21 protein-coding genes and 2 pseudogenes are annotated in these 24,858 nt (G+C 72.5%); 13 read left to right on the plus strand and 10 right to left on the minus strand.

Translation table 11 applies throughout. The features are described 5' to 3' along the window. Positions 1 to 59: 59 nt before the first annotated feature. On the minus strand, positions 60 to 1,133 hold the full coding sequence (locus AAC944_RS32115; protein WP_030612013.1) for a type I phosphomannose isomerase catalytic subunit: 1,074 nt from the start codon (positions 1,131 to 1,133) through the stop codon (positions 60 to 62). Positions 1,134 to 1,266: 133 nt separating this feature from the next. Here AAC944_RS32115 and AAC944_RS32120 point away from each other — a divergent pair, with 133 nt between their 5' ends. The 3 genes from AAC944_RS32120 (at position 1,267) to AAC944_RS32130 (ending at position 3,248) form a co-directional block, all read left to right on the plus strand. Next, positions 1,267 to 1,605 carry a hypothetical protein gene (locus tag AAC944_RS32120; protein WP_030612010.1) on the plus strand — a complete coding sequence of 113 codons (339 nt, stop codon included), beginning with the start codon at positions 1,267 to 1,269 and terminating at the stop codon, positions 1,603 to 1,605. 82 nt (positions 1,606 to 1,687) lie between these two features. Beyond that, positions 1,688 to 2,005 (plus strand): hypothetical protein, encoded by a 318-nt coding sequence (locus AAC944_RS32125; RefSeq protein WP_196942900.1) that lies wholly within the window; start codon positions 1,688 to 1,690, stop codon positions 2,003 to 2,005. Positions 2,006 to 2,132: 127 nt separating this feature from the next. Then, positions 2,133 to 3,248, plus strand: coding sequence for an acyltransferase family protein (locus AAC944_RS32130; RefSeq protein WP_051871593.1), 1,116 nt, complete (start codon positions 2,133 to 2,135; stop codon positions 3,246 to 3,248). 83 nt (positions 3,249 to 3,331) lie between these two features. Here the strand turns inward: AAC944_RS32130 and AAC944_RS32135 are convergent, their stop codons facing one another. After that, positions 3,332 to 4,153: a phytanoyl-CoA dioxygenase family protein gene (locus tag AAC944_RS32135; RefSeq protein ID WP_030612001.1), complete on the minus strand. Its 822-nt coding sequence runs from the start codon at positions 4,151 to 4,153 to the stop codon at positions 3,332 to 3,334. 297 nt (positions 4,154 to 4,450) lie between these two features. Between AAC944_RS32135 and AAC944_RS32140 the strand changes: the two genes are divergently transcribed. Then, on the plus strand, positions 4,451 to 4,972 hold the full coding sequence (locus AAC944_RS32140; protein WP_030611999.1) for an Asp23/Gls24 family envelope stress response protein: 522 nt from the start codon (positions 4,451 to 4,453) through the stop codon (positions 4,970 to 4,972). A gap of 23 nt (positions 4,973 to 4,995) precedes the next feature. On the opposite strand, the gene AAC944_RS32145 is transcribed toward AAC944_RS32140, so the two are convergent. Further along, complete coding sequence (locus tag AAC944_RS32145; protein ID WP_037771838.1) at positions 4,996 to 7,263, minus strand: FUSC family protein; 2,268 nt, start codon at positions 7,261 to 7,263, stop codon at positions 4,996 to 4,998. Between the two features lie 198 nt (positions 7,264 to 7,461). Between AAC944_RS32145 and AAC944_RS32150 the strand changes: the two are divergent. Then, a pseudogene (locus AAC944_RS32150) lies at positions 7,462 to 8,507 on the plus strand (LacI family DNA-binding transcriptional regulator). Positions 8,508 to 8,602: 95 nt separating this feature from the next. Further along, positions 8,603 to 10,000: a condensation domain-containing protein gene (locus AAC944_RS32155; protein WP_030609433.1), complete on the plus strand. Its 1,398-nt coding sequence runs from the start codon at positions 8,603 to 8,605 to the stop codon at positions 9,998 to 10,000. On the opposite strand, the gene AAC944_RS32160 is transcribed toward AAC944_RS32155, so the two are convergent. Continuing rightward, the gene (locus tag AAC944_RS32160; RefSeq protein WP_030609431.1) at positions 9,975 to 10,520 is read right to left on the minus strand and encodes a sugar nucleotide-binding protein; all 546 of its coding nucleotides are present in this window, start codon (positions 10,518 to 10,520) and stop codon (positions 9,975 to 9,977) included. The genes AAC944_RS32155 and AAC944_RS32160 overlap by 26 nt on opposite strands. Beyond that, positions 10,517 to 11,011, minus strand: a complete 495-nt coding sequence (locus AAC944_RS32165; RefSeq protein ID WP_030609429.1) for an NAD-dependent epimerase/dehydratase family protein — start codon at positions 11,009 to 11,011, stop codon at positions 10,517 to 10,519. Before AAC944_RS32165 ends, AAC944_RS32160 begins: the two co-directional genes overlap by 4 nt. 119 nt (positions 11,012 to 11,130) lie before the next feature. On the opposite strand from AAC944_RS32165, the gene AAC944_RS32170 reads away from it, so the two are divergent. After that, a complete protein-coding gene (locus tag AAC944_RS32170) occupies positions 11,131 to 11,664 on the plus strand; it encodes an enterochelin esterase domain-containing protein (protein WP_030609426.1) in 534 nt (177 codons plus the stop codon). 39 nt (positions 11,665 to 11,703) lie between these two features. Here the strand turns inward: AAC944_RS32170 and AAC944_RS32175 are convergent, their stop codons facing one another. Genes AAC944_RS32175 through AAC944_RS32185 form a run of 3 tightly spaced genes read right to left on the minus strand, consistent with a single transcriptional unit; the run spans position 11,704 to position 13,829 of the window. Further along, entirely contained in the window at positions 11,704 to 12,375 is a 672-nt protein-coding gene (locus tag AAC944_RS32175) for a TetR/AcrR family transcriptional regulator (protein ID WP_051871461.1), read from the minus strand. Next, positions 12,372 to 12,566 (minus strand): ferredoxin, encoded by a 195-nt coding sequence (locus tag AAC944_RS32180; protein ID WP_030609422.1) that lies wholly within the window; start codon positions 12,564 to 12,566, stop codon positions 12,372 to 12,374. The genes AAC944_RS32175 and AAC944_RS32180 overlap by 4 nt, the downstream gene beginning before the upstream one ends. A gap of 39 nt (positions 12,567 to 12,605) precedes the next feature. Continuing rightward, entirely contained in the window at positions 12,606 to 13,829 is a 1,224-nt protein-coding gene (locus AAC944_RS32185; protein ID WP_030609419.1) for a cytochrome P450, read from the minus strand. A gap of 219 nt (positions 13,830 to 14,048) precedes the next feature. Between AAC944_RS32185 and AAC944_RS32190 the strand changes: the two genes are divergently transcribed. From AAC944_RS32190 to AAC944_RS32215, 6 genes are all read left to right on the plus strand, one after another. Then, the gene (locus AAC944_RS32190) at positions 14,049 to 15,353 is read left to right on the plus strand and encodes an extracellular solute-binding protein (RefSeq protein WP_030609416.1); all 1,305 of its coding nucleotides are present in this window, start codon (positions 14,049 to 14,051) and stop codon (positions 15,351 to 15,353) included. Continuing rightward, positions 15,350 to 16,252: a carbohydrate ABC transporter permease gene (locus AAC944_RS32195; RefSeq protein WP_063759877.1), complete on the plus strand. Its 903-nt coding sequence runs from the start codon at positions 15,350 to 15,352 to the stop codon at positions 16,250 to 16,252. The genes AAC944_RS32190 and AAC944_RS32195 overlap by 4 nt, the downstream gene beginning before the upstream one ends. Next, complete coding sequence (locus AAC944_RS32200) at positions 16,249 to 17,097, plus strand: carbohydrate ABC transporter permease (RefSeq protein ID WP_030609409.1); 849 nt, start codon at positions 16,249 to 16,251, stop codon at positions 17,095 to 17,097. Before AAC944_RS32195 ends, AAC944_RS32200 begins: the two co-directional genes overlap by 4 nt. 22 nt (positions 17,098 to 17,119) lie before the next feature. Continuing rightward, positions 17,120 to 18,751 carry a beta-N-acetylhexosaminidase gene (locus AAC944_RS32205; RefSeq protein ID WP_030609406.1) on the plus strand — a complete coding sequence of 544 codons (1,632 nt, stop codon included), beginning with the start codon at positions 17,120 to 17,122 and terminating at the stop codon, positions 18,749 to 18,751. A 368-nt stretch (positions 18,752 to 19,119) separates the two neighbouring features. Then, the gene (locus AAC944_RS32210) at positions 19,120 to 20,799 is read left to right on the plus strand and encodes a PP2C family protein-serine/threonine phosphatase (RefSeq protein ID WP_030609403.1); all 1,680 of its coding nucleotides are present in this window, start codon (positions 19,120 to 19,122) and stop codon (positions 20,797 to 20,799) included. 27 nt (positions 20,800 to 20,826) lie between these two features. Next, complete coding sequence (locus AAC944_RS32215) at positions 20,827 to 21,951, plus strand: cobalamin B12-binding domain-containing protein (protein ID WP_030609401.1); 1,125 nt, start codon at positions 20,827 to 20,829, stop codon at positions 21,949 to 21,951. A gap of 75 nt (positions 21,952 to 22,026) precedes the next feature. On the opposite strand, the pseudogene AAC944_RS32220 reads toward AAC944_RS32215, so the two are convergent. Both AAC944_RS32220 and AAC944_RS32225 read right to left on the minus strand, forming a co-directional pair. Beyond that, positions 22,027 to 23,593 (minus strand): annotated as a pseudogene (locus tag AAC944_RS32220) (FAD-dependent oxidoreductase). Positions 23,594 to 23,636: 43 nt separating this feature from the next. Further along, positions 23,637 to 24,830, minus strand: coding sequence for a lycopene cyclase family protein (locus AAC944_RS32225; RefSeq protein ID WP_030609396.1), 1,194 nt, complete (start codon positions 24,828 to 24,830; stop codon positions 23,637 to 23,639). Positions 24,831 to 24,858 lie beyond the last annotated feature (28 nt).

Consider the following 24,858-nt stretch of genomic DNA (forward strand, 5'->3'; position numbering starts at 1 on the left):
CGGGAACAGCCGCTCCCGTGTTCGCGTGTTCGTCGCCGGGTGCGTGCGCCGGGGCCGGTTCAGCCGAGGTCTTCGCCCAGGGCGGCGATCGCGGACGCGTCATGACCGGCGGCGCGGAGCGGGGCACGGACGTCGCGGTCCAGGTCGGGCAGGTAGCCGAAGAGGACGTCGGCGGGGCCGTGGATCTCCACCCGGCCGAGCGCCGCGGGCAGCAGCAGCGTCTCGGCCCGCCCGAGCGGCTCGCTCCCGCCTTCGTACGCCACGGTCACCGGCGGTCCGGCGTTGCTCAGCACCACGGCGGTGCCGAACGCGCGGACCAGCGGCGCCGAGGCCCCCGCGGCCCGCTTCCGCCACCGCTCCAGTGCGAAGTACGGGCCCGCACAGAGCATCCGGGCCTCCGTACCGCCGGGCGACGGGAGCCGCAGCCCCGGATGGAAGTCCGGCCGGGGGTCCGGCCGCCACTCCGCGAGCAGCGCCTCGATGTTGGCCCGCCACTCGGCGTCGTCGAGCGGCGTACCGTCCTCCATCCGGTGCCGCATCGCGTGCTGCTGGAGGTCCGAGGTCTGCTCGATCTCGTACACCAGCGTGTCGGGCCCGAAGCTGTGCACCGTCCCGGCCGGTACGTACAGGGTGTCGCCCGCGCGCACCGGCAGCCGCCGCAGCACCGCCTCGAAGTCCTGGTCGAGCAGTGCCTGCCGCAGCCGCTCGTGATCCACCCCGGGGCGCACCCCCGCGTACGCCGTGGCGCCGGGCGGGGCGTCCAGGATGTGCCACGCCTCGGTCTTGCCGTTCGGCTCGCCCTCGCGGTCCCGGGCCGCGGTGTCGTCGGGGTGCAGATGGACCGGGAGCGGGCGGTGGGCGTCGATGAATTTGGTCAGCAGCGGGAAGTGGGGGCCGCGCCAGTCCCGGCCGACCAGCTCCTCGGGATGTGCCAGGGTCAGCTCTCGCAGGGTCCACCCGGCCAGCGCTCCGTTCCCGATCCGCGCGCCTTCTCCGGTCACGTCGCTGACCTCCCAGGTCTCCGCGACGGGCCCTTCGGGCAGCCCGCCGCGCCCGAGCCGGTCGGGGATGGCGCGGCCGCCGAAGACGTGCTGCTTCACGGGCGTGGTCAGTCGCAGTGGGTACCAGTCCATGCGGCCAGTGTCACGCCACGCATCGGAGTGTGCATCGCGGAAAGGCGCGTCAGGAGCCCGGCACGGCGAATTCCGGCATTGCGGGCGGCCCGCCGCATTTCTAGGCTGCCGCCATCGGAAATCGGAGGGGGCGGTGGCCGTGTTCGTGGTCCAGCGTTATTTTCTGTGGGTGCGGGGGAGCACGACGGCTTCCGTGACGATCGGTCTCGATCCCGATCGCAGGTATCTCGTCACCGGCGCGCTCTGCGCGAAAACCGGCGCTGCCTACGGCCAGGTGTACATCTCGGCGGTGTGCCATGTGATGCCCGACGGCTCGGTCCGGTGCACCGTGCGGGACGACAGCGATCCGGTGACGAACATCAGCACGCTCGACGCCGGTCAGCGGTTGAAGAGCGCGACGCAAGTGACGATGAAGCTGCGCGGCGACGGTGGTGGCCACCGGGCCGAAGGAGTCGTCTACGACATCACCTGAGGACGGGATTCCAGGGACGGAATTCCAGGGACGGGATTCCAGGGACGGGCTCACAGGGGCGAAATTTCAGGGGAGGACGCGCGTGAGGAAAACGGTCAGTTATGTCGTGTATGACGAGAACACCGGCGCTGTCGTTCACCTGCACGCCGAACCGATCGGACTGGAGAGTTCTCCGGAGGAAATTCTGCGGCTCGCCGACCCGGGCCGGCAGCGGCAGAACCTGAAAGTGCTGAAAATGCCGGCGGACGCACCGGCCGCCGCGTCGATGCACGTCGTCGACGAGCGGATCGTCTTCGAGACCGCCGGCGGGGCCGAGCGCTGGGAAGCGGCGGCCGCGGGCGCGGGCGTCACCGACGACTCCCCGGAGGACACGGCGGAGCGCCGCTACGAGACCCGGTGACGGCCACCGCCCGCCCTGTCGGCGACGCCCCCGGCGCCGCCGACACGTTCGGAGTCCATTCGACGCCGGACCTCATCGGCCCCTAGGGTCGCAGCGGCGGAGCCGTGGTCGTTGCCGAGGAGGTCACGTGGGACAGCGCTCGCCGGGCGGACAGGGGACGGGCCGCGATCCGTTCTTCGACAACGCGAAGCTGCTGGCCATGGTGCTGGTCGTGGCCGGACACGCCTGGCAGCCGCTCAAGGACAGCCACGCCGTCTGGTCGGCCTACCTGTTCCTGTACATGTTCCACATGCCGCTGTTCATCATGATCTCCGGCTACTTCTCGCGGAGCTTCGTCCTCAAGCCCGAGCAGGGCAAGCGGCTCCTCACCGGCGTCGCCGTGCCCTACCTCGTCTTCGAGACCGCGTACACGCTGTACGGCAACGCCGTCGACGGCCGGGACAACGACCTCAGCCTGCTCTCCCCGTGGTACCTCACCTGGTTCCTCGCGGCGCTCTTCGTGTGGCGGCTCACGGCGCCCCTGTGGCGGGTCATGCGCTGGTACGTCTCCGTCGGGCTCGCCTTCGCCGTCGCGCTGATCGGCGCGGCCACCTCCGTGAGCGGCATCCTCAACCTGGACCGGGTCCTGCAGTTCCTGCCCTTCTTCGTGATCGGTCTCGTGCTGCGCCCCGAGCACTGGCAGCTGCTGCGGGCGAGGTGGGTACGGATCGCCGCCGTACCGGTGCTGGCGGGTGGCGCCGCGGTGGCGTACTGGGCCAAGGGCCGGATGACGGCGCAGTGGGCCATGCACAACCACAGCTGGGGCGAACTGCACGTCTCCTGGCCGGTCGGCGTGGCGATGGTGCTGGGCACGACGGCCTGCTCGCTGATCCTCTCGGCCGCGTTCCTGGCGCTGGTACCGCGCCGCCGCACGTGGTTCACCTCGCTCGGCGCCGGCACGCTCTGCGCCTACCTGCTGCACGGCTTCTTCGTGCGCACCGCGGCCTGGAAGGGCTGGTTCGACGCGGAGTTCTGGCACACCCCGGCCGGTGAACTGGCCGTCACCGCCTTCGGTATCGCCCTCGCGCTGGCGCTCACCTCGTACCCCGTGCGCCGGTTCTTCCGCCCGGTCATGGAACCCCGGATGGACTGGGCCTTCCGTATGCCGCTCACCAGCCGCCCGAAGACCGGCCGGCCGCCCGGGGAGGCCCCGGTGCCGGCCGCGGGCGCCACCGCCGCCACGAGCCGCAGCACCGGAGGCTGAGCTCGCGGTGGGCGGGCGGTTGCCGGACGTACCGCTGTGCGGGCACCCACCCCCGTCCTGTTCCGGGCACTGACGAAGCGTGCCTATCCGGCGCTGTCGCTGTGGGCGGCGCCGTCCCCGCCCGGAGGACCGGGCACGTCCCGTCCCAGACCTCGGCGGATCGCGATCTCCACGGGTGAGTACGCGCCGTCGGCCCGCTCCAGTTCGTACGGCGCGGCGGGCATCAGCGGCGGCTGGGCCATGAAGCGCGGCCGCTTCCCGTGATGCGGCTGGGCCGCGTGCACCAGGAACGGGTGGCACAGGAAGACGTCGCCCGGGGATCCGGTGGCGAGGGCGAGCGGCCGGTGGTCGGACGCCGCCACCAGATCGGGCGCAAGGGTCAGCCCGCCGGCCCCGTCCTCCCCGTACTTCTCCAGCACCTTGGGCACGTCGAGGTGGGAGCCGACCCGGATGCGGGTCGGGGCGTCCTCCTCGCCGACCTCGCTGAACAGGAACAGCATCAGCAGCGCCCGGCCCCGGGAGCGCAGATTGGTGAAGTACCAGCTCTCGCCCTCCGGCAGATAGCTTCCCTCGATGTGCCAGCCCGCGTCGTCCGGCTCCTCCTCGTGCGGGAAGCGCAGCGGGAACGTGCCCAGCGAGTAACGCGGCTCCCAGCGCCCCGCGCCGACGAGCAGGTCGTACGCGCGGTGCAGGTCCGGTGAGTTGGGGGCGGCGGCGAACGGGCCTTGCGCCAGGCCGGCCACCCAGTGCACGGGCTGCGTCCACGTCGTCGGATCGTCCGGGGCGACGCCCGTCTCCCGCCACAGCAGCCGTGCGCAGTCCGCGGCCACGCGCGGCGCGACGGCGCCCTCCAGCTTCACGAAGCCGTCGCGGAGGAAGCGGGATACCAAGGTCGTGTCATCCATGCCCCCATCGTGCGGCGGCACCGGGTCCGGGCGCCCCACATTTCCCGCACCGGCTTTGTCGGGCGTTCACCGAGCCCGTCCGGTCCCAGGCGCGGGGCCGGGTGCACCCGCGGCCGGCCCACCGCTCGGCCCGGCTCGCCCTGGGGGCGTGACGCGGCCCGGCGAGCTTCCGGCGGACCGTGACGGACGCGGAGAAACGTGCCGGGGGACCGCGTGACGAAACCGGCGCGGGCGGGTCCAAGCGGACGAGAGCAGGTGGCGACCACCGGAGCGGACCTGCCCGACCGAGGAGACCCCATGACGACGCAGCAGCCCAGCGCTTCCAAGAAGAGTGCCGCTTCCGCGAAGAGCGGCACCGGAGCCGGGAACACCGGAGCCGGGAACACCACCGTCAGCGGCGGGGCCACGGGCGTCGACCAGCCCGCGGCGACGCGTGGCAGGACCTCCATCGCGGATGTCGTCGTCGTCAAGATCGCCGGCATGGCGGCGCGGGAGATCCCCGGCGTGTACGACATGGGCGGCGGGTTCTCGCGCACCTTCGGCGCCGTCCGCGACCGGGTGCCCGGCGGTCGCCCGAACGTCGGCCGTGGCGTGAAGGTCGAGGTGGGCGAGCGGCAGACGGCCATCGATCTGGACCTGGTCGTGGAGTACGGCGTGCCGATCACGGACGTGGCCCGTGACGTGCGGGAGAACGTCATCGCCGCCGTGGAGCGCATCACCGGCCTGGAGGTCGTCGAGGTGAACATCGACGTCGACGACGTCCATCTGATCGAGGACGACGCCACCGGGTCAGCGGCGGCCGAGCCGCGCGTGGAATGAGACCCGCGCCCGCCTGCCGGGCCTCAGCCGGTCGTGCCGACGCTGCGCCCGGCCACCGGGACGTCCAGCGGGCGGGCGAGGCCGACCACGCCCTCGTCGAGGCGCTGGAGGTGGCGCAGCACGCGGTAGGTGACCGTGCCGGTGCGCGGCGTGCCGGTGTCGTCCACGTCGAGTATCGAGGCGATGCTCGCGCCGGCGGTGACCTCGCCGCGGGTGCTCTCGTCCACCACGCGCGCCACGATCACGTCGATGTTCCGGGCGATGCGCAGGCCGGCCCGCTCCAGGCGCGGGTCGGCCGCCACGTTCTTGCTGTACGGCACGAGCTCGGCGGTGGCCGCCAGCGAACGGGCGTGGTACGCGCAGGTCTCCAGCAGCGCCACCAGATAGCGCGCGGTCTGCCGGCGTACTCGCAGCGGTGTGATCGGGTGCGTCAGCGGCTGGGTGGAGGCCCGCAGGTCGTCCAGCGCGGTGTCCAGGTCGCGCGCCTTGTCCAGCAGGTCGGCGGCGGGGCCGCCACTGAGCTGCTCCACCGCGGCCGACACCACGTCCCGCAGCCGCTCCAGCACCGTGCCCAGCAGCTCGTCCGTACGGCGGTCGGTGTGCACCGGCAGTACCAGCGCCGCGGCGATGATGCCGCAGGCCGCGCCGAGCGCCGTCTCCTCGATGCGCAGCACCAGCACGTCCACGCTGTAGGTGTTGAGCAGGGTGTAGAGCAGGCCCAGCATCGCGGTGACGCAGAAGGACATCAGCGCGTACGACAGCGGTGCCGTGAAGAACATCCCGAAGATGAAGAGCAGGACCAGGGCGAACGCGAGCCAGGTGTGGTTGCCGACCAGGCCGGCGAGCACCACACCCGCGACCACGCCGAGGACCGTGCCCACCAGCCGGCGGTAGCCCTTGACCATGATCTCGCCGGTGGACCCGGTGTTGAGGAAGACCACCCAGCAGGTCAGCACCGCCCAGTACCAGCGCTGGGTGGAGAGGAACTCGCCGCCGATGATGGCCAGCGTCGAGCCCACCGCGACCTGGAAGGCGGCCCGGGTGGTGGGCCGCCGCAGCCCGGTGCGCTCGTCGGCGGCCTGCTCCTCGGCCTCCTCGTCCAGGCCGGCCATCGCCACGTCCTCCGCGTCGAACTCCTCGCGGGAGCGGGCCGTCGCGGGGCTGTCGTCGGTGGCGTCCTGCGGCCCGTCCAGCGCCAGCCGCAGACCGAGCACGGCACGCGCGGACTCGCCTATACCGCGGAAGACGTCCTGGACGGCGGGTGAGGCGGCGGGCAGCTTGTCCTCGTCGCGGTAGCCGAGCAGCCGGTTCCGTACGTGGGCCACCGCCATGCCGCGCCCGTCGGAGGCGGGCCGCGCGATCAGCAGGTGCAGCGCGCTGAAGTCCCGGCGCAGGGTGCGGGTCGTGGCGTCCTCGGTCGGCATGCGGTCCTCGGCGACCTGCACCGGGGCATGCGGCAGGTGCAGGGTGATGGTGTCGGCACGCTCGGCGCTGCGCGCGTTGAGCAGGGTGACGCCCAGCCGCTCGGCGGCGATCTCGGCGTCGGCGACACGGCGCTGCAGCCGCGCCGCGGTGGCCGCGTCCCGGGTGCCCTCCTCCAGCCTGCCCTGGATCATCAGGGCCGCCTCGTGCAGCCGGGCGGTGCGCTGCCGCAGCGTGTCCAGCACCTTGTCCAGGTCCTCGGGGGTGGCGTCCAGCAGCTCGATCTGGGCCGCCACCAGCTGCGCTAGTCGCGCGCGGAACGCCTCGCGGAGCCGTGCCAGGGTGCGCTGCGGCGTCTCCGGGACCACGGCGAAACGTACGACCGCGCTGCACGCGAACGCGACGGTCAGCGTCAGGTACAGCTCCGGCAGGGTGTCGACCGTGGCGCCGACGAAGAGGGAGACGAAGTAGACCTGAAAGCCGATCAGGCCGAGCGCCGTGCCGCGGTCGCCGAACCTCCGTCCGTAGACCGCGCCGAAGATCAGCAGGACGAAGAAGATGTCACCGGCGATGATCCGGGAGTGCAGCAGTGCGCCCAGCGACATCGCGAGGAGGGCGACGGGCAGTCCGCACGCGAGCGTGACGGCCTGGCCGCGCACCTCTTTCTCCTTGATGGCGAAGGTGCCGACCATGGCGGCCATGGCGCCCGCCACCATGTGGGTGACGTCCGTGCCGAGCAGGGCGAGGACGGCGAGGGTCAGCGTGATCGCGCCGACCGTCCGCAACCCCGCCATCAGCCGCAGCAGTCCGGGGTCGGACGCCGCGAAACGGTCCCAGGTGCCGGTACGGGCCCGCCGTATCGCTGCCATCACGCTGCCGTACTCTCCCGTTGCTCGCCATGATCCATGGAGGCTTCAGCATCCCATGATGCCCTCCCCGGCACCCAGGACGGTCTTCCGTCACCGCAGCTGAACCGGTGACCGGGGCCCGTTCCGGCCGGTACGGTACGGCGCCGAGCAACCTTCAGCGATCCCTCAGCAAACCGTCAGCACGTCGCAAGGACCGCCATGGCACACCCCTTCCCGATCAGGGAGATCGCCCGTCAGGCCGGGCTGAGCGAGGCCACCGTGGACCGGGTCCTCAACGACCGGGGCGGGGTACGGGAGAGCACCGTCATGGAGGTGCACCAGGCCATCGAGGACCTGGAGCGGCAGCGGACGCAGGTACGGATCGGCGGCCGCACGTTCATGATCGACATGGTGATGCGGGCGCCGGAACGGTTCTCGTCCGCGGTGCGCGCCGCGCTGGAGGCCGAACTGCCCGCCCTGCGCCCGGCGGTGGTGCGTGCCCGCTTCCACTTCCGGGAGGCCGGGCGGGTGTGTGAGCTGGTCGCGACGCTGGACAGGATCGGTAAGCGCGGTTCGCAGGGCGTCGTCCTCAAGGCGCCGGATGTCCCGGAGGTCGTCGCGGCCGTCGGCCGGCTGACGGCCGCCGGCATCCCCGTCGTCACGCTGGTCACCGATCTGCCCGGCAGTGCGCGCCGCGCGTACGTGGGGATCGACAACCGGGCCGCCGGTACCACGGCCGCCTACCTCGTCGGCCAGTGGCTGGGCGAGCGTCCGGGGAACGTCCTCACCACCATCAGCCGGGGCTTCTTCCGGGGTGAGGAGGAGCGCGAGATGGGCTTCCGCAGCGCCATGCGTACCACCCAGCCGCACCGCACCCTGGTGGAGGTCACCGACAGCGACGGTCTGGACGCCACCCAGCGGGAGTGGTCCTGGCGGCGCTGGAGCGCGATCCGGCCATCAACGCGGTCTACTCGATGGGCGGCGGGAACGCGGCGACCGTGGACGCCTTCGAGGACCTGGGCCGGGAGTGTGCGGTGTTCATCGCGCACGACCTCGACCAGGACAACACCCGGCTGCTGCGCGAAGGCCGCCTCTCCGCCGTCCTCCACCACGACCTCCGCCAGGACATGCGCCGCGCCTGCCAGACCGTCATGCGCGCGCACGGCGCCCTGCCTCCCGAAGGTGCCGTTCCGCCCGCCACCATCCAGATCGTGACGCCCTACAACATGCCTCCGGCGGTGGCAGGGCTGCGGGACGGTGCCTGAGGCCGGTATCGGTACGCGGCACCCAACGGCGGGGAGCGGCCACGGTGAACCGCTCATGTTAGGTTAGGCTTACCTTACTGAAAGCGGGGTAGGTCATGCCGGTACCGGAACCGCTCGGCAGGGCGGCATGCGGCACATCGTCCGCGTGCCCCCGCGCCCTGCCGCTCACCGCGGCCCAGCAAGAGGTGTGGGAGGCGTGGCGCCGCGTCCCCGACGGCCCGGCGTACCAGAGCGCCGAGTACCGCGAGATCCAAGGGCCGCTGGAGCCGCGGCTGTTCGCGCAGGCGCTCCAGCGCACGGTCGGCGAGGCGAGCGCCCTGCGCATGCGGTTCTTCGCCACGGCCGAAGGGCCCCGGCAGTGCGCCCTCGTCATCGAGGCGCCGGGCAAGGGCTTCCCCCTGCACCGGGCCGACCTGCGTGACCGGCCTGACCCGGACGCCGAGGCGCGCGCGTGGATGGCCGCGGACCTGGAACGCCCCTTCCCGCCGGGCGGGCCGCTCTTCCGGTACGCGCTGTTCCGCGTGGGGGAGGCCCACTGGCTCTGGTACCGGCGCTTCCACCATCTGGTCGTGGACGACTTCGGGCGCGGACTGCTCGTCCGGCGGACCGCCGAGGTCCACGACGCGCTCGCCGCCGGGCTGCGGCCCCCGGACAGCCCCTTCGGCCGCCTCTCGGACCTGCTCGCGGACGAGGCCGCGTACCGCGCCTCCGACCAGTACGAGGCCGACCGGGACCACTGGTCCGCCACCCTGGCCGGCCGCCCCGCGGCACCCACGCTCGCGGGCCGCGCCGCGCACTCCGTCCGTACGCCGCTGCGCGACGGCGTCACCGTGCCGGGCCATCTCCTCTCGCGGCTCCGGTCGCTGACCGCCGATCTGAACGCGACCCGGGGCGAGGTGCTGACCGCGGTGCTCGGGCTGTACGTCGCGCGGAGCACCGGCTCCGCCGACGTGGTGCTCGGGGTGCCGATGCCGGGCCGCACCGGGCCGACGGCGCTGAGCGTCCCCGGAGTGCTGCGCAACGTCCTCCCGCTGCGTCTGACGGTGCGTCCGCACGACACCTTCGCGACGCTGACCCGGCAGGTCGTCCTCGGGCTCCGCGCCGCCCGGCGCCACCAGCGTTACCCCTTGCCGGACATCCGGCGCGACCTCGGGCGGAGCGTTGCGGGGCCGGACCCGGTGGGCCCGCTCGTCGAGGTGCGGACCTCCGGTGACGAGGTCACCTTCGCGGGCGCGCCCGCCGTCCCGCACCCGCTGTCCGGCGGGCCGGTCCGCGACCTCGCCCTCACCGTGCGCGCCGACAGCGGCAGTTCGGGGCTGCGGGTCGAGTACGCGGCCCACCCGGAGCGCTATGCAGCGGGGGGACTTCGCACGCACGTGGCGGGCCTGTTCGACCTGCTGGCGGAGTGCGGCCCGCACACACCGCTCGGTGTGCCGGACCGCACCTCCCATGGCGGCCGGCGGGCGCTCAGTGGCGTCCGGGCCCGCCGCTGAGCGCGGGTGCCGGCCGCGGGCCGCGGGCCGCCCGGCCACCGGGAGCACTGCCCAGCGCGTACAGCCGCTCGGCCACGTCACACACCCAGTCCGGCTGCGGGCAGCCGCCCTCGGGGTGCCGTCGCGGCGTTCCCGGGCCGGTGTCCGGCAGTTCCTCGTGCACCACGGTGCGGCCGTGTGCCGCGTACAGCGATGTCGTGCACAGCGTCCGCCCGGCGGCCAGGTGCAGCAGGCAGGCGTCGAGCCGGCCGCAGGCCCGCGCGAGGACCCGCAGGGCGTCGAGGCCGCCGCGGACGGCACGGGGGCCGGTGAGCCCGGTGTCGCCAGGGCCGGTCCACGTCCCGCAGTGGGCGACGACGGCCGGCCGGGTGCGCAGCAGTGTGGTCTGTACGGCCGCCGCGTCGAAGAGGTCGAGGTCGTCCCGGCCCAGTGCCAGGAAGCGCTGTCCGTTCGCGCGCAGCAGGGCGCACAGCCGGCGTCCGACCTCTCCGTCGGCGCCGGTCACCAGCCAGCAGCTCATCGCGTGCCTCCCGAGCGGCCGCACTCCGCGAGCAGGCGTCCGGTCAGCTCGGCGGCGGTCAGTTCCGACCCGCCGCCGAGGTCGTGCACCTGGCCGGCTTCGCCGCCCCCGAGCGTCAGCCGCAGTGCCCGGTAGTGGTCGTAGACGTAGACGAACCGTGTCACCCCGGCGTGCACGGCGGTCTGGAGGAGCGTACGGGTGCCCGGCAGGTCGGCGACGGCGGTGCGGTCGACGGCGGGCTCTTCGGCGAGGTGCACGACCAGCTCGTGGTGGCGCATCAGTTCCTGTACCAGCGGGCGGTCGTGGACGTCGCCGGGTACGTGGTCGAGGCAGGAGCGGCCGTCGAAGGGGAGCGGTCTCCCGGGGCCGCTGCCGGCGGACGGGTCGAGCACGGTGACGGCGTGCGGGGCGCCTATGGGGGCAGGGAACAGCAGCGCCCTGAGGAAGGGCGAGCCGGTGAATCCGGCGCGGCCGGTGACGAGCAGACGCATGGGCGGCCTCCCGGGCGGGACAATCTGTGACCGATGAAGTTAGCTTAGGCTAACCTAAGTACACATGGTCGCGGCGGGGCGGTCACAGGGGTCGCACGCCGCTCAGGAAAGCGGGAAAGATGTACGTCCTCGCCGGTCCCGACGCCCAGGACTCGCGGCCGTTCCGCACGGCCGGTCCCTGCGTCGAACGCCTTGCCGCCCGGCTCGCCACCGTCACCGGAGCCGAACACGAAGCACTGCTCGCCGAGTTCTGGGCCGACACCGAACGGCGCGGCACACCTCTGGTCGAAACGGTCACCGGGGAGGCCGGCGACCGCGCGGTGACGTTCCTCTGGCGCGGCCACCGGGCCACGGGTCAGGTACTGCTGCTGGCCGACGGCATCACCGACCCCGACGACCTCACCTCTTCGCTGCTGGACCGGCTGCCCGGCACCGACGTCTGGCACCTGACGTACCTGCTGCGCGCCGGCTGCCGCGGGTCGTACAGACTGGCCGCGGACATCTCACCCGGCGGTCCGCCCAAGGACCCCGGGCGGCTCCGGCAGCGGCTCCGCGCCCTGTGCCGGTACGCCGCCGCCGACCCGCTCAACGGCAGGACGGACGGAGCCGTTCGGGGCGGGGCGGGCGGTTCCGTCTACGTCCTGCCCGGCTAGCCCGACCAGCGTGGCGGGGCCCGCGACGAGCGGGCCGACTCACGCCCGGCCGAGCAGCGCGGTCGAGAGTCCGCACAGTGCCGTGATGAGGTCCTGCCCCAGCATCCGCCAGCGCTGCTCCGTCTCGGACGGGTCGATCCGCCCGTTCGCCAGGTCGTGTTCCAGCTCGGCGAAGGCGTGCACGCTGAGCTGGCGCACCATCGCGTTGTGCCGCTGGAGCAGGCCGGGATCGACGCCCTCCCGCCGCACCGCGCCGTACGTGTCGAGGATGCGGTGCGTCGGGGTGCTCAGATGCTCCTGGATCACGTACTCGCGCAGCGCCGGCTCGACGACCGCCTGGGCGAGGAAGCGCGCGCCCCAGGTCGGAGCCGAGGCGTCGATGTGGTACTCGACGCCCGGCATGATGAGGCACGTGTAGTGCTCCTCCAGAGACACGGTCCGCCGGGTGCCGAGCGCCTCGACCATGGCGATGCGGCGCTCCTCGATGACGCCCGTGTAGCTCGACAGGATCGCCTTGATGAGCTCGTCACGGCCGTTGAAGTGGTACTGCACGGCCGAGTTGTTGCGCTGGCCGGCCGCCTCGCTGATCTGCCGTACGGAGACGTTCGCGAAACCCCGCTCGGCATAGAGCCGCTCCGCGGTGCGCATCAGCTTGTTCCGCGCGAGCACCGAGCGGGGGGACGGCGAGGCGGCCGGCGCGGTCGTGTTCATTCCGCGAGTCGGATGGCCCCGGTCGGGCACCCCGCGGCCGCGGCGCGCACATCCTCGAAGTCCTCCGGCGACGGCGCTTCGTCCAGCAGCATCACGACACCGTCCTCCTCCCGCTGGTCGAACACCCGGTCGGCCCTGATCACGCACAACCCGCTGCCGCAGCACGCATCCTGGTCCACGGTGATCTTCATGCTACCTCCTCGCTCCCTGCTGCCCGGTGCTCCGCCGCGTCACCACGTGACCCAGAGTTCCTGCAGGCCACCGGCCGCGACGCCCTCGCGCTGGCGCAGTTGCTCCGGGGTGTCCCGCAGCCGCAGGCCGGGCAGCCGCCGCGCGAAGGTCTCCAGCACGACCTTCAGTTCCACCCGGGCCAGCGTCTGGCCGACGCAGAAGTGCGGGCCGGCACCGAAGGTGACGTGCTGGCTGTTGTTCTCGCGGCGCGGGTCGAAGCGGTCGGGCTCGGGGAACTTGCGTGCGTCCCGGTTGGCGGCGGCCAGGCTGACGAGCAGGCTGCTGCCCGAGCTGACCGGCTCCCCGCCGACCTCGATGTCCTCGGTGATGAAGCGCGGGATGCCCACACCCGCGAGCGGGTCCATCCGCAGGGACTCCTCCACGGTGCCCGTGACCAGCTCCGGGTCGGCGACCACGGCCTCGTAGCGCTCCCGCTCGGACAGCAGCAGTGCCGTCATCTTCAGGATCATGTTCGAGGTGGTCTCGTGCCCCGCCAGCAACAGGCCGCGCGCGGTGGAGACCAGCTCCTCGTTGCTGAGCCGCCCGTCCTGGCTGTCGGAGATCTGGGTCAGCTCACTGAGCAGGTCGTCACCGGGGTGCGCGCGCTTCTGCTCGACCAGCTCCGACGCGTAGTCGTGGAACGCCTGCTGCGCCGCGTCGACCTCCTCCTGCGAGTACTTGGTCAGGGTCAGCGCCACCTCGGACCAGTAGGCGAACTTGTCCTGGTCCTCGCTCGGCGCGCCCAGCAGCGCGCAGATGACCCGGACGGGCAGCGGCAGCGCCAGCTCCTCGCGGAGGTCGGCCGGCGAACCCTTGGCGATCATGGCGTCGATCAGCTCGTCCGCCATCTCCTGGACGCGGGGGCGCCACGCCTCCATCTTCTTCACGGTGAACGCCCGGCTGAGCAGCCGTCGCCACCGCTGGTGCCCCGGGCCCTCCTGGATGTCCGCGGTGCCTTCGGTGGTCCGGCTGAACAGCCCGCCGTCCTCGGTGTTCGACAGGCGGGCCGCGCCCTTGCGGGACAGGTCGCGGCTGAACCGCGGGTCGGCGAGCAGGGTGCGTACCTCGTCGTACCCGGTCAGCAGGCCCACGACGTCCCCGCTCGGCATCCGGACGTGGGTGACCGGGCACTTCGCCCGGCTCTCGGCCCACTCGCGCGGCGGCTCCAGTACGTGCGGCTGATCGAACGGGTAGTCAGGAATCGGTGTGGCCTCGTCGGTCATGGGGGGGCTCCTCCGGGCGTCGGCTTCCCGATCACCGTAAGACGCGTGTCTTACTAAGACAATCGCCTTAAGTTGATTGGCCGATATTGCATCCCGCGTCGCGGATCACGAACTGGTACAGACCTTGTCCGCGCCTCTGGGCGGCCATATGCTCCACGCCAGTTGTGCAGAGCGAAACGTTCATTGCGTATATTGCAACGCTCGATCGTAGGGGTATCGATGAAGCCGTTCGCCCGAATAGCCGCTCCGCTGGCCGCACTTGCCCTCGCGGGTCTCACCGCGACCGCCTGCGCACCCCAGACCTCGGGGAGCGGCGCACCGGAGGACGAGAAGAGCGGGACGCTCCGCGTGTGGCTGTTCCGCGAGGTCGGCAACAAGCCCAAGGAGAAGGTCGTCGACGCGGCCGTCGCCGACTTCGAGAAGCGGCACAAGGGGACCGACGTGGAGGTCGAGTACATCCCCGTCGACACCCGCGCCCAGCGGATCAAGGCCGCCTTCAACGACCCGGAGAGCGCGCCGGACCTCATCGAGTACGGCAACACCGACACCGCCGGGTACGTCAGGGACGGCGGCCTCGCCGACGTCAGCGCCGAGTACGCCGCGTGGGACGAGGCCGAGGACACCGACCCCACCGCCAAGCAGTCCGTGACCGTCGGCGGCAAGGTCTACGGGGCGCCGTTCTTCGTGGGGGTCCGCGCGCTGTACTACCGCACCGACGTCCTGAAGGACCTGGGCATCGCCCCGCCCGGGTCCCAGGCGGAGCTGATCTCCGCCGCGAAGAAGGTCCACCAGGCCAGACCCGATCTCTACGGCCTCGCGGTCGGCGGCGCCTACACCTACGGCGCCCTGCCCTTCCTCTGGGCCAACGGCGGCGAACTCGCGGTGAAGAGCGGCGGCACCTACAAGTCCGCCGTCAACACCCCGGAGGCCCGCAAGGGGATCAAGGCGTACGCCTCGCTCTTCGGCGACGCCAACTGCCCGGCAGAGAAGTGCGCCTCCATGGGCGGCAACGCCACCGTCACCGCCTTCACCTCCGGCAAGGCGGCCATGGCGATAGGCGGCGATTTCAGCCACGCCGCCGTCGAGGCGAGCAAGGCCAAGGGCAAGTACGCGGTCGTACCCCTGCCCGGCGTGAAGAAGGGATCGATCGCCCCGGCCTTCGCGGGCGGCAACAACATCGGCGTACTGAAGAGCACGTCGCACCGCACCCTCGCGGTCGACCTGATGAAGTCGCTGGCCGGGAAGGAGTCCCAGCGCCGGCTGTTCGACGCCATGGGCTTCCTGCCGACCTACACCGACGTGCTCGACGAGGCCGCGGAGAAGGAGCCGTTCGTCGAACCGTTCGTGAAGACCCTGCACGCGGGTGCCAAGTCCGTGCCCGCCTCGCCCGCCTGGGGTCAGATCGACGCCTCGCTGATCCTCCCCACCATGTTCCAGGAGATCGTCAGCGGCCGTAAGGGAGTGGACCGGGCGTCGGACGACGCGGCCGGCAAGATGGACGCCGCCTTCGCCGAAGCACAGTGAGGGCCGCACCGTTGACGACCCTGCGCCGCCCCGGCTGGACGCCCTGGCTCTACCTGCTGCCCGCGCTCGTCGTACTCGGCGGCCTGCTCGTCTACCCGATCTACCAGCTCGGCCTGATCTCGTTCCTGGAGTACACCCAGGCCCAGGTCAGCGGCGGGGAGCCGACCTCGTTCCAGGGGTTCGGCAATTATGCGGCGCTCTTCTCGGACGGCGAGTTCTGGCGGGTGCTCCTCGCCACCGTCCTTTTCGCCACCGCCTGCGTGCTCTCCACACTGCTCGTCGGCTGCGCCCTCGCCGTCCTGCTGACCCGGGTCCGCGCGCTGCCCCGGCTCGTCCTGATGCTCGCCGCGCTCGGCGCCTGGGCCACCCCCGCCATCACCGGCTCCACCGTCTGGGTCTTCCTCTTCGACCCCGACTTCGGCCCCGTCAACAAGGTGCTGGGGCTCGGCGACTTCTCCTGGACGTACGGGCGCTACAGCGCGTTCGCCCTCGTCCTCTTCGAAGTCGTGTGGTGCTCCTTCCCGTTCGTGATGGTGACCGTCTACGCCGGAATCCGTGCCATTCCCGCCGAAGTCCTGGAGGCGGCCGCACTCGACGGTGCCTCGCAGTGGCGCACCTGGCGCTCGGTGACGGCACCGATGCTGCGGCCGATCCTGCTGGTCGTCACCATCCAGTCGGTCATCTGGGACTTCAAGATCTTCACCCAGATCTACGTGATGACCGGCGGTGGCGGCGTCGCCCGGCAGAACCTCGTGCTCAACGTGTACGCGTACCAGAAGGCGTTCGCCTCCTCGCAGTACAGCCTCGGCTCGGCGATCGGCGTGGTGATGCTGCTGATCCTGCTGGCCGTCACGCTGGTCCACCTGCGCACGGTGCGGCGCCAAGGGGAGGAACTGTGAGCCTGCTCGGCACGATCCGCTTCCGGCGCCCCGGACGGCTGGCCGCCGAGGCCGCCGCTCTCGTCATCGCGGCCCTCGTCGCCTTCCCGCTGTACTGGATGGTCCTCTCGGCCTTCAAACCGGCCGGCGAGATCCAGTCCACCGAGCCGCGCCCCTGGACCCTCACCCCGTCCCTCGACGCCTTCCGCCGCGTCTTCCAGCAGGAGGACTTCGGCCGCTACTTCCTCAACAGCCTGATCGTCGCCGGCACGGTCGTCGTGGCCTCCGCGCTGATCGCCTTCCTGGCCGCCGTCGCGGTCACCCGCTTCCGGTTCCGGTTCCGCACCACCCTCCTGATCATGTTCCTGGTGGCACAGATGGTGCCGGTGGAGGCGCTGACCATCCCGCTGTTCTTCCTCATGCGCGACTTCGGCCAGCTCAACACCCTCGGCTCGCTGATCCTGCCGCACCTCGCCTTCTCCCTGCCGTTCGCCATCTGGATGCTGCGCGGCTTCGTCAAGGCGGTACCCGAGGCCCTGGAGGAGCAGGCCGCCGTCGACGGTGCGAGCCGCGCCCGCTTCCTGTGGCGCATCCTCTTCCCGCTGGTCTTCCCCGGCCTGGCCGCGACCAGCGTCTTCTCCTTCATCTCCACCTGGAACGACTTCCTGTTCGCCAAGTCCTTCCTCATCAGCGACGTCTCGCAGTCCACCCTGCCGCTGGCCCTGCTGGTCTTCTTCAAGCCCGATGAGAACGACTGGGGAGGGATCATGGCCGCCTCCACGGTGATGACCGTCCCCGTCCTGGTCTTCTTCGTACTCGTACAGCGCCGTCTGGTCTCCGGGCTCGGCGGCGCGGTCAAGGACTGATGCCGTGAACACCGTTGATGCCGTGCACACCGCACTCGTCCCCGCCCCGGCGCACATGACGGCCGCTCCCGGCGGCGGCTGCGTCCTGGACGCGTCCACCGCGCTCGCGGCGGCGCCCGGCACCGCCACCACCGAACGGTGGCTGCGCTCCACCGTCGGCGCCGCGCTCGGACTGCCCCTGCCGCCCGGCCGTGCCGACGCACCCGGGACGATCACCCTCGCCGTCGACCCCGCACTGGAGCCGGAGCACTACCGGCTCGACACCGCCGGCGACGCCGTGCGCCTCACCGGCGGCGGACCGGCCGGTGTCTTCTGGGGCGCCCAGACCCTGCGCCAATTGCTCGGCGCCGACGCGTTCCGCCGCGCCCCCGTGAGGCCCCGGGAGCGCCGGCCGCTGCCCGCCGTACGGATCGAGGACGGCCCCCGGTTCGGCTGGCGCGGCATGATGCTCGACGTGGCCCGGCACTTCCTGCCCAAGGACGACGTCCTGCGCCAGCTCGACCTGCTCGCCGCACACAAACTGAACGTCTTCCACTTCCACCTCACCGACGACCAGGGCTGGCGCCTCGAGATCAAGCGCCACCCGCGCCTCACCGAGGTCGGTTCCTGGCGCGCCCGTACCAAGTGGGGCCACCGCGCCTCGGAGCTGTGGGACGAGACCCCGTACGGCGGCCACTACACCCAGGACGACATCCGGGAGATCGTCGCGTACGCCGCCGAACGGCACATCCGCATCGTCCCGGAGATCGACGTACCCGGCCACTCACAGGCCGCCATCAGCGCCTACCCGCAGCTCGGCAACGCCGACGTCGTCGACACAACGGCCCTGGAGGTGTGGGACAGCTGGGGCGTCAGCCCGCACATCCTCGCGCCCACCGACACCACCCTGCGCTTCTACGAAGGGGTGCTGGAGGAGGTGCTCGACCTCTTCCCGGCCGAGGTCTCGCCGTTCGTGCACCTCGGCGGGGACGAATGCCCGAAGGACCAGTGGCGGCGGTCCCCGGCCGCGCAGGCCCGGATCACCGAACTGGGACTCGCCGGCGAGGACGAGCTCCAGTCCTGGTTCATCCGCCACTTCGACGACTGGCTGACCGCCCGCGGCCGCCGGCTCATCGGCTGGGACGAGATCCTGGAAGGCGGCCTCCCCGGCGGCGCCGCGGTCTCCTCCTGGCGCGGTTACGCGGGCGGCATCGCCGCGGCCGAGGCCGGGCACGACGTCGTGATGTGCCCGGAGCAGCAGGTCTACCTGGACCACCGCCAGCACGGTGGCCCGGACGAGCCGATGCCCATCGGGTACGTCCGCACCCTGGAGGACGTCTACCGGTTCGAACCCGTACCGCCGGGCCTTTCCCCCGAGGCGGCCCGCCACGTCCTCGGCACCCAGGCCAACGTCTGGACCGAGGTCATGCAGAACCGCGCCCGCGTCGACTACCAGGTCTTCCCCCGGCTCGCCGCGTTCGCCGAGGTCGCCTGGTCCCCGCTGCCGGCCCCGGCCGCACGCGACTACCCGGGCTTCGAGGCGCGGATGACCGCCCACTACGCCCGCCTGGACGCCCTCGGCGTCGACTACCGCCCGCCCGGCGGTCCGCTGCCCCGGCAGCGCCGCCCCGGTGTGCCCGGCCGCCCGATCGACGGAGCGCCACCGCGGAAGTGACACGCCCTTGAGGACGTGGCCCGGCAGCACCCTCGCACCCCACGCGTGAGGGCCGGCTGCCGGGCCGCTGTCGTCATGGCCGTCGTCGTCGTGGCCGCTGTCGTCTCGCGGGCCTGCTCGGGGTCCTGACAGTCACTGGTCGAATTCGGTATGTGGCGCGAGCAGAGACGGACAGAAACGTGCCGTTCATAGGTGTCTTTGCAAACACCTTCGGTGCGGCATCGGCGTTATGCGGAGGATCGGTTGCTGCGACCGGATGGGTGCGGGAAGGTCCCCTGGACGGTGTCCAGCCGGGAGCCGGGAGGAAGTTGGTGGGGCCTCAGCCGTGCGCCCCACCCGTGTGGACTCGTGCCCGCTTGTGGAGACTCGTGGAGACGTTCAAGGGTGCTGCTGCCGGTCACCACGGCGTCGGACTCGGTACCGCATGGGGTGCCGCTCCGTACCCCGTGCTGGTGGCGGACACCGCGGGCGCCCTGCTGGAGCCGAACCGGGCGGCCGCGCTCCTCTTCCCCGATGCGGTGCCCGGCGCGTGGCTGCACGAGGTCGTACCGAGCTGGCTGGCCGACGCGCACCGCCGCCTCACCGACCCCCGCCTGGCCGGGGGCCCCGAAGCCGTCCGCTCCGCCCACCGCGAGGGCGCGCTGCCCGTGCGCGGCAAGGCCGGCGGCCGGAGCTTCGAGGCGTACGCGACCTTCGGTGCGGAAGGGGAGGTGGTGTGGTGGCTGATCGACGACACCGACCGCCGGCTGGCCGAGGAAGCCCTCAAGACCGAACGTGAGCGCGCCCTGCTGCTGTCGGAGGTCTCCAACGCACTGCTGGCCTCCATGAACGTCGAACGGTGCATGACACTGACCGCGCAGCTGGCCGCCCGGCACCTGGCGGACGCGGCGGTGGTCATCCCCTCGATGGCCGGCGGCAGCCTGTCGATGATCACCAGCAGCGCCGACGGTGCCGTGACGCGCCGCGCGATCTCCGCGGACCCGGACCAGGTCCCAGGGCTCAGCGAAGCGTTACAAGGTCTGCCGTCGGTGTCCGGCTGCTGGATCGATCCCGCGGCGGTCCCCGAGTGGATGGTGCCGGGCTCCTTCGCCGGCCCCGTCGGCTCGGTGGTGGTCACGCCGCTGCCGGGGCACGGCGTACCGACCGGCGCGCTGGTCCTGCTGCGCCGCGAGGACCGGACGGCGTTCAGCGAGAGCGAGGAGGCCTTCGCCCGGCTGTTCGCCGGACGGGCCGGGGCCGCATGGTCGGTCGTCAAGCTCTACGCCGAGCAGGCGAGCATCACCGCCACCCTGATGCGGGAGCTGCTGCCGCCCACGCTGCGGCAGGTGCACGGCGTGGAGTTCGCCGGCGGATACCGTCCCTCGGGCCAGGGCACCCGGGTCGGCGGAGACTTCTACGACGTCCACCCCGGCAGCGACGCCCGGCAGGAGACCTTCGTCGTGCTGGGTGACGTGTGCGGGAAGGGGCTCGACGCCGCCGTCCTCACCGGCAAGATCCGCAACACGCTGCAGGCGCTGCTGCCGATGGCCGACGACCACCACCGGGTCCTGAGCCTGCTGAACGGCGCGCTGGTCAACTCCCACCACACCCGCTTCGCCACGCTCGTACTGGCCTCGGCGCTGCGGGTGGAAGGGCGGGTACGGCTGCGGCTGACCTGCGCCGGGCACCCGGCACCGCTGATCGTGCGGACCGACGGCACGGTCGAGGAGGCGGAAACCTACGGAACCCTGGTCGGCGTGCTGCCGGAGATCGAGGCCGAGACGGCCGTGGTCGAGCTCGCGCCGGGGGAGACGTGCCTGATGTTCACCGACGGCATCACGGAGGCCAAGGGCGGTCCGCTGGGCGGGGACATGTTCGGCGAGCGGCGGCTGCGGAACGCCCTGTCCGAGTGCGTGGCCATGCCCGCGGAAGCCGTCGTCGAACGCATTCAGATGCTCGCCACGCAGTGGATCGGCCAGGGCCGCCACGACGACATGGCCGTCGTCGCCATCACCGCACCACGGACCGCGCGCAGCAGCGCGGCGGACGCACACATTTCAGGCAGGTAAACGCACACACCTCAGGCAGGAAACGACATGAACACTCCCTCGCACTCGTCCTCCGGCGCCACGCCGGAGCTGGACGTCACCTGCACGCAGCTGTGGGACGCCCTCCTGGAGGGCGACGAATACGCCGCCGCCCAGACCGCCTTCGCCGCCCTCGACGCCGGACTGGCCCCCGAGGCGCTCCTGCTCGACGCGATCGCCACCGTCCAGCGGCGGATCGGCGTCGAATGGGCCGCCAACCGGATCACCGTCGCGCAGGAACACGCCGCCACGGCCATCAGCGACCGTGTGGTGGCCGCCGTGGCGCTGCACACCGGCGGCCGCCGCGGCATCGGCAACAAGAGCGGCCGGGCCGCCGACCGGCGCATGACCATCGCCTGCGTGCCAGGCGAATGGCACGCCCTGCCGGCGCGGTTGCTCGCCGAGGTCCTCACACTGCGCGGCTGGCACGTGGACTTCCTCGGCGCCCACGTCCCCACCCCGCACCTGGTCGCCCACCTCTACCGCACCGGCGCCGATGCCGTCGCCCTCTCCGCCTCCCTCGCCGACCGGCTCCCCACGGTCCACACCACGGTCAACGCCTGCCGTACCGCGGGGGTTCCCGTGCTGGCCGGCGGCGCCGCCTTCGGCCGGCACGGCAGGTACGCGCGCCAACTCGGCGCGATCTGGGCCGACGACGCACGCAGCGCCGCCGACCGGCTGGAGAAGGGACTGACACGGCCCGACCCGGCGGCCGTACGCCAGCCCGCCGACGACCTGCCGCACCTCGAGGACCAGGAGTACACGCTGATCACGCGGTCGACGGCACAGCTGGTGCAGCACACCCTCGGCGCCCTTGAGGACCACGTCCCCGCCATGAAGACGTACACGGAACGGCAGCGGCAGTACACCGCCGAGGACATCGCGCACATCATCGATTTCCTGGCCACCACCCTGTACGTGGACGACCTCACGCTGTTCACCGACTTCATGGCCTGGACCGCGGACGTACTCACCGCCCGTGACGTCCCCCCGGACGTGCTCTTCCCCGCCATGGACATCCTGGCCGGGCAGCTGAAGGACTTCCCCCGCGCGGCCGAAGTGCTCAACCGGGCCCATGACGCGCTGGTCACCCACCTCGACGGCCGTTCCCCCGGCCTGCCCGACGCGCTCTGACGGGGTGCCGGTCCGTCTTCGGGGGCCGCGTCCGGCCCGGGGCCCTGGCCTGCCGGCAGGGCCCCGGGCCGGACGTCACCCCTCGTCCCGCCACCTCGCCAGCGCCCGGAGCGCGGCGGAGCGTCCCCGGTCCGGAACGGTCCAGAGGATCTGTCCGTGTACGCCCCAGCGCTCCAGGAGCGCGTTGGCGGCGAGGAACCCGGAGGTCGCCGCGCGTTCCATGAGGGCCACCGGCAGATCCGTACGGACGAGGTCACCCGCGACCATCAACGCGGGGTGCGGCGTGCGCACCGTAGGCCGGTCGGCATGGCCGCCCACCGGGAACAGCGGGCAGTCCGCACGCCACTCATGGTGCGCGTCGACCACACGCGCCGCCCGCGTCTCCGGGTAGACCGCGTGCAACTGGCCGAGCAGCCGCTCCTGTTCCCGTTCGCGGTCGGCCCCTTCGGGCAGCGCGTAGGCGTGCAGTTCCACCACGGAGCCGCCGGTGCGCGCGGCCCAGCGGGCGGCCTCGCCCTCCCACCGGTCCAGCACGCTGACGTTGTCCAGGGAGCCGAACCCGCTCGTCCCGAGGAACCCGGGCCGGTCCGGCGCGACGGGCCGGTCCAGCCACAGCCGCGACACCAGGAACGGCGGCGCCGTACGCAGCCGGTCCACCTGCCCGCGCCACCGGGCGTCGCCCAGCCCGGGGGAGCGGTCGACCAGGGAGCGCAGCCCGCCGGTGTCCAGCGCGAGCACCACGGCGTCGTGGCGCCGGGAGCCCGCCGGGCCGGACACGGTGAGGCCGCCGTCCGCTGCGGGCTCCACGGAGTGCACGGGGCTGTCCGTACGCAACTCGGCACCATGGCCGGCCAGATAGCGCGCCAGCGGCTCCCAGAGGGCCGTCGGGAACGGCTCGCCGGGCACATCGAAGAGCAGCCCTTCGCTGGACCCGAGGAAGTAGATGTGGAACATCAGGACCATCTCCGCGGCCGACAGCTCACGGGGATCGGCGAAGAAGCTGCGCGAGAAGACCTCGAAGGCCAGGTGATGCGCGGCCTCGGGGAAGCGGATGGCGTCCAGGAAGTCCCGGGCGCTGGTGCCGTCCAGCCGCTCGTAGGTGCCGGGCACCCGGACGTCGAGCAGCGGCAGGGCCGCCACCGGGTTCATGCGCAGCAGGTCGCGGGCGCGGAAGGTGGGGCTGAGCGCGACGAACCCCAGGGCGCTCCAGGGCGGCGTCCTGGGCACCCGGCGGAAGCTGTCACGCATGCCGCTGCTGTGCCGGAGCGGGTAGTCGGGCAGCGGCGTGAGCGCGCGCAGCCCGGGATCGGCCCGGCGCAGCAGTCCCCGCAGGTTGTAGTACTGCCGGAAGAACGCGTGGAAGCCCCGGCTCATCGTCGCCCCGGTGCCGTCGGCGAGCCGCACGGGCCGGCCGGCGAGCCGGCCGCCGAGCACCGGTTCCCGCTCGTGCAGCGTCACTCGTACCCCGCGCTCGGCCAGGGCGGTGGCGGCCGCCAGCCCGGCGATGCCCCCGCCGATCACCGCCGTGGTGGGCGGCTCGCCCTCGATACGGGGGGCGGCCCGGACGGGGCAGCAGGACGCGGGCGCGCCGGTCGCGGCCACGGCGGGCGGCGGACGGTGCCGCGTCACGCAGCAAGGGCATAAAGCCTCCTCGGTCACCCGGAGGTGTCGTGGTGGGTGGATGGTCACGGGCGCGGGAACGGCCGCCGGGGGAGCAGCGGCAGCTCGGCCACTGTGCGGAGCATCGGCAGCACGGGGGTGTGCAGCCCGATCGCGAGGTCCTCGTACAGCCGCGTACGCCCGTCCAGGAAGCGCAGCAGCCGCTCCAGGGGTACGCGCCGGAACAGCCGCGCGAAGAAGTCGGCGCCGTCCACCCGCCCGGTGTCCAGGGCGCGCAGCAGTACGGAGTCCATCGCACGGGACCGTGCCGCGTGCGGCGGTGGCGGGACCGGGCGGCGGCCCGCGCGGTAGGCGGCGGCGATCGCCCCGGTCTGCCGCTGTACGGCGGCGAAGGTGTACCCGGTCGACGGGCGCGTGGCACCGCCGGCCGCGCCGATGCGGAAGACGGCGGGCCCGGCCTGCCGGGCGAACGGCGCGTCCGTCATGGGGATCACGCCGGTCTCCGTACCGGTGACGGACAGGCCGCCCAGGCCCAGCACGTCCTGCGTGTAGTGGCGCAGCGCAGCTTCGTACGCGTCCGTGCTCAGTGGTGCCGCCGAGAACTCCGTGTACTCCACCAGAGCCGTGCGCCGCCCCGTGGGCAGCACGTACCCGAAGGACAGGCCGTGTGACGGCTGCGGCGTACGGAAGTCCATCAGCCGCACCTCCTGAGGGTCGAAGGCGGGCCGCTCGGTACGGACGAACCAGCCCCGGAAGTGCTGGAGCAGCGTCGTACGGGCCGCCGGCAGGATCCCCAGCGGCCGCGAGTCGAACACCCAGCGGGCGGCCACGGTCACGGGCTCGCCTCCGGCCGTCGTGCCGTGCACCTCGGCGCCCCCGGGCACGTCCCGCACCGCGTCGACCGCCGCCTCGATGCGGCGGACACCGGGGCGCGCCGCCAGCTCGCGCCGCACCAGTGCTTCGAAGTCGTCCGAGCGGATCATCTTGTAGCGCAGCGGCGCGATGCAGCCCGCCGCCGTCCTGCCCTGGGTGTCGTGCACGGCGAGCCGCTGCCAGGAGGCGGTGACCGCCGCTTCGTAGGCGCCGTCGTCACGTTCCCAGAAGCACCAGGTGCGCCGCGGCGGGCGCAGCGGCCCCGGAGGCGCGTCGACGAGTGCCACCACCGGCCGCCGGCCGCCGCCCACGGGTGACGAGAGCCGGTGGGCCAGGGAGAGGCCCGCGGCCCCCGCCCCCACGATGGCGACATCCGCGTCGAGCACGGGACTTCCTCCTCCGGTACGGCGGCGC

This window comes from Streptomyces sclerotialus, from assembly GCF_040907265.1.
Taxonomy (GTDB): Bacteria; Actinomycetota; Actinomycetes; order Streptomycetales; family Streptomycetaceae; genus Streptomyces; species Streptomyces sclerotialus.

Bases quoted from the DNA above. Each gene is read 5' to 3' on its own strand.
- AAC944_RS32185 (WP_030609419.1), bottom strand. From the start codon at position 13,829: ATGACCGACGAGGCCACACCGATTCCTGACTACCCGTTCGATCAGCCG.
- AAC944_RS32170 (WP_030609426.1), top strand. From the start codon at position 11,131: ATGTACGTCCTCGCCGGTCCCGACGCCCAGGACTCGCGGCCGTTCCGC.
- AAC944_RS32180 (WP_030609422.1), bottom strand. From the start codon at position 12,566: ATGAAGATCACCGTGGACCAGGATGCGTGCTGCGGCAGCGGGTTGTGC.
- AAC944_RS32190 (WP_030609416.1), top strand. From the start codon at position 14,049: ATGAAGCCGTTCGCCCGAATAGCCGCTCCGCTGGCCGCACTTGCCCTC.
- AAC944_RS32115 (WP_030612013.1), bottom strand. From the start codon at position 1,133: ATGGACTGGTACCCACTGCGACTGACCACGCCCGTGAAGCAGCACGTC.
- AAC944_RS32165 (WP_030609429.1), bottom strand. From the start codon at position 11,011: ATGCGTCTGCTCGTCACCGGCCGCGCCGGATTCACCGGCTCGCCCTTC.
- AAC944_RS32135 (WP_030612001.1), bottom strand. From the start codon at position 4,153: ATGGATGACACGACCTTGGTATCCCGCTTCCTCCGCGACGGCTTCGTG.
- AAC944_RS32155 (WP_030609433.1), top strand. From the start codon at position 8,603: ATGCCGGTACCGGAACCGCTCGGCAGGGCGGCATGCGGCACATCGTCC.
- AAC944_RS32215 (WP_030609401.1), top strand. From the start codon at position 20,827: ATGAACACTCCCTCGCACTCGTCCTCCGGCGCCACGCCGGAGCTGGAC.
- AAC944_RS32175 (WP_051871461.1), bottom strand. From the start codon at position 12,375: ATGAACACGACCGCGCCGGCCGCCTCGCCGTCCCCCCGCTCGGTGCTC.
- AAC944_RS32160 (WP_030609431.1), bottom strand. From the start codon at position 10,520: ATGAGCTGCTGGCTGGTGACCGGCGCCGACGGAGAGGTCGGACGCCGG.
- AAC944_RS32145 (WP_037771838.1), bottom strand. From the start codon at position 7,263: ATGGCAGCGATACGGCGGGCCCGTACCGGCACCTGGGACCGTTTCGCG.
- AAC944_RS32140 (WP_030611999.1), top strand. From the start codon at position 4,451: ATGACGACGCAGCAGCCCAGCGCTTCCAAGAAGAGTGCCGCTTCCGCG.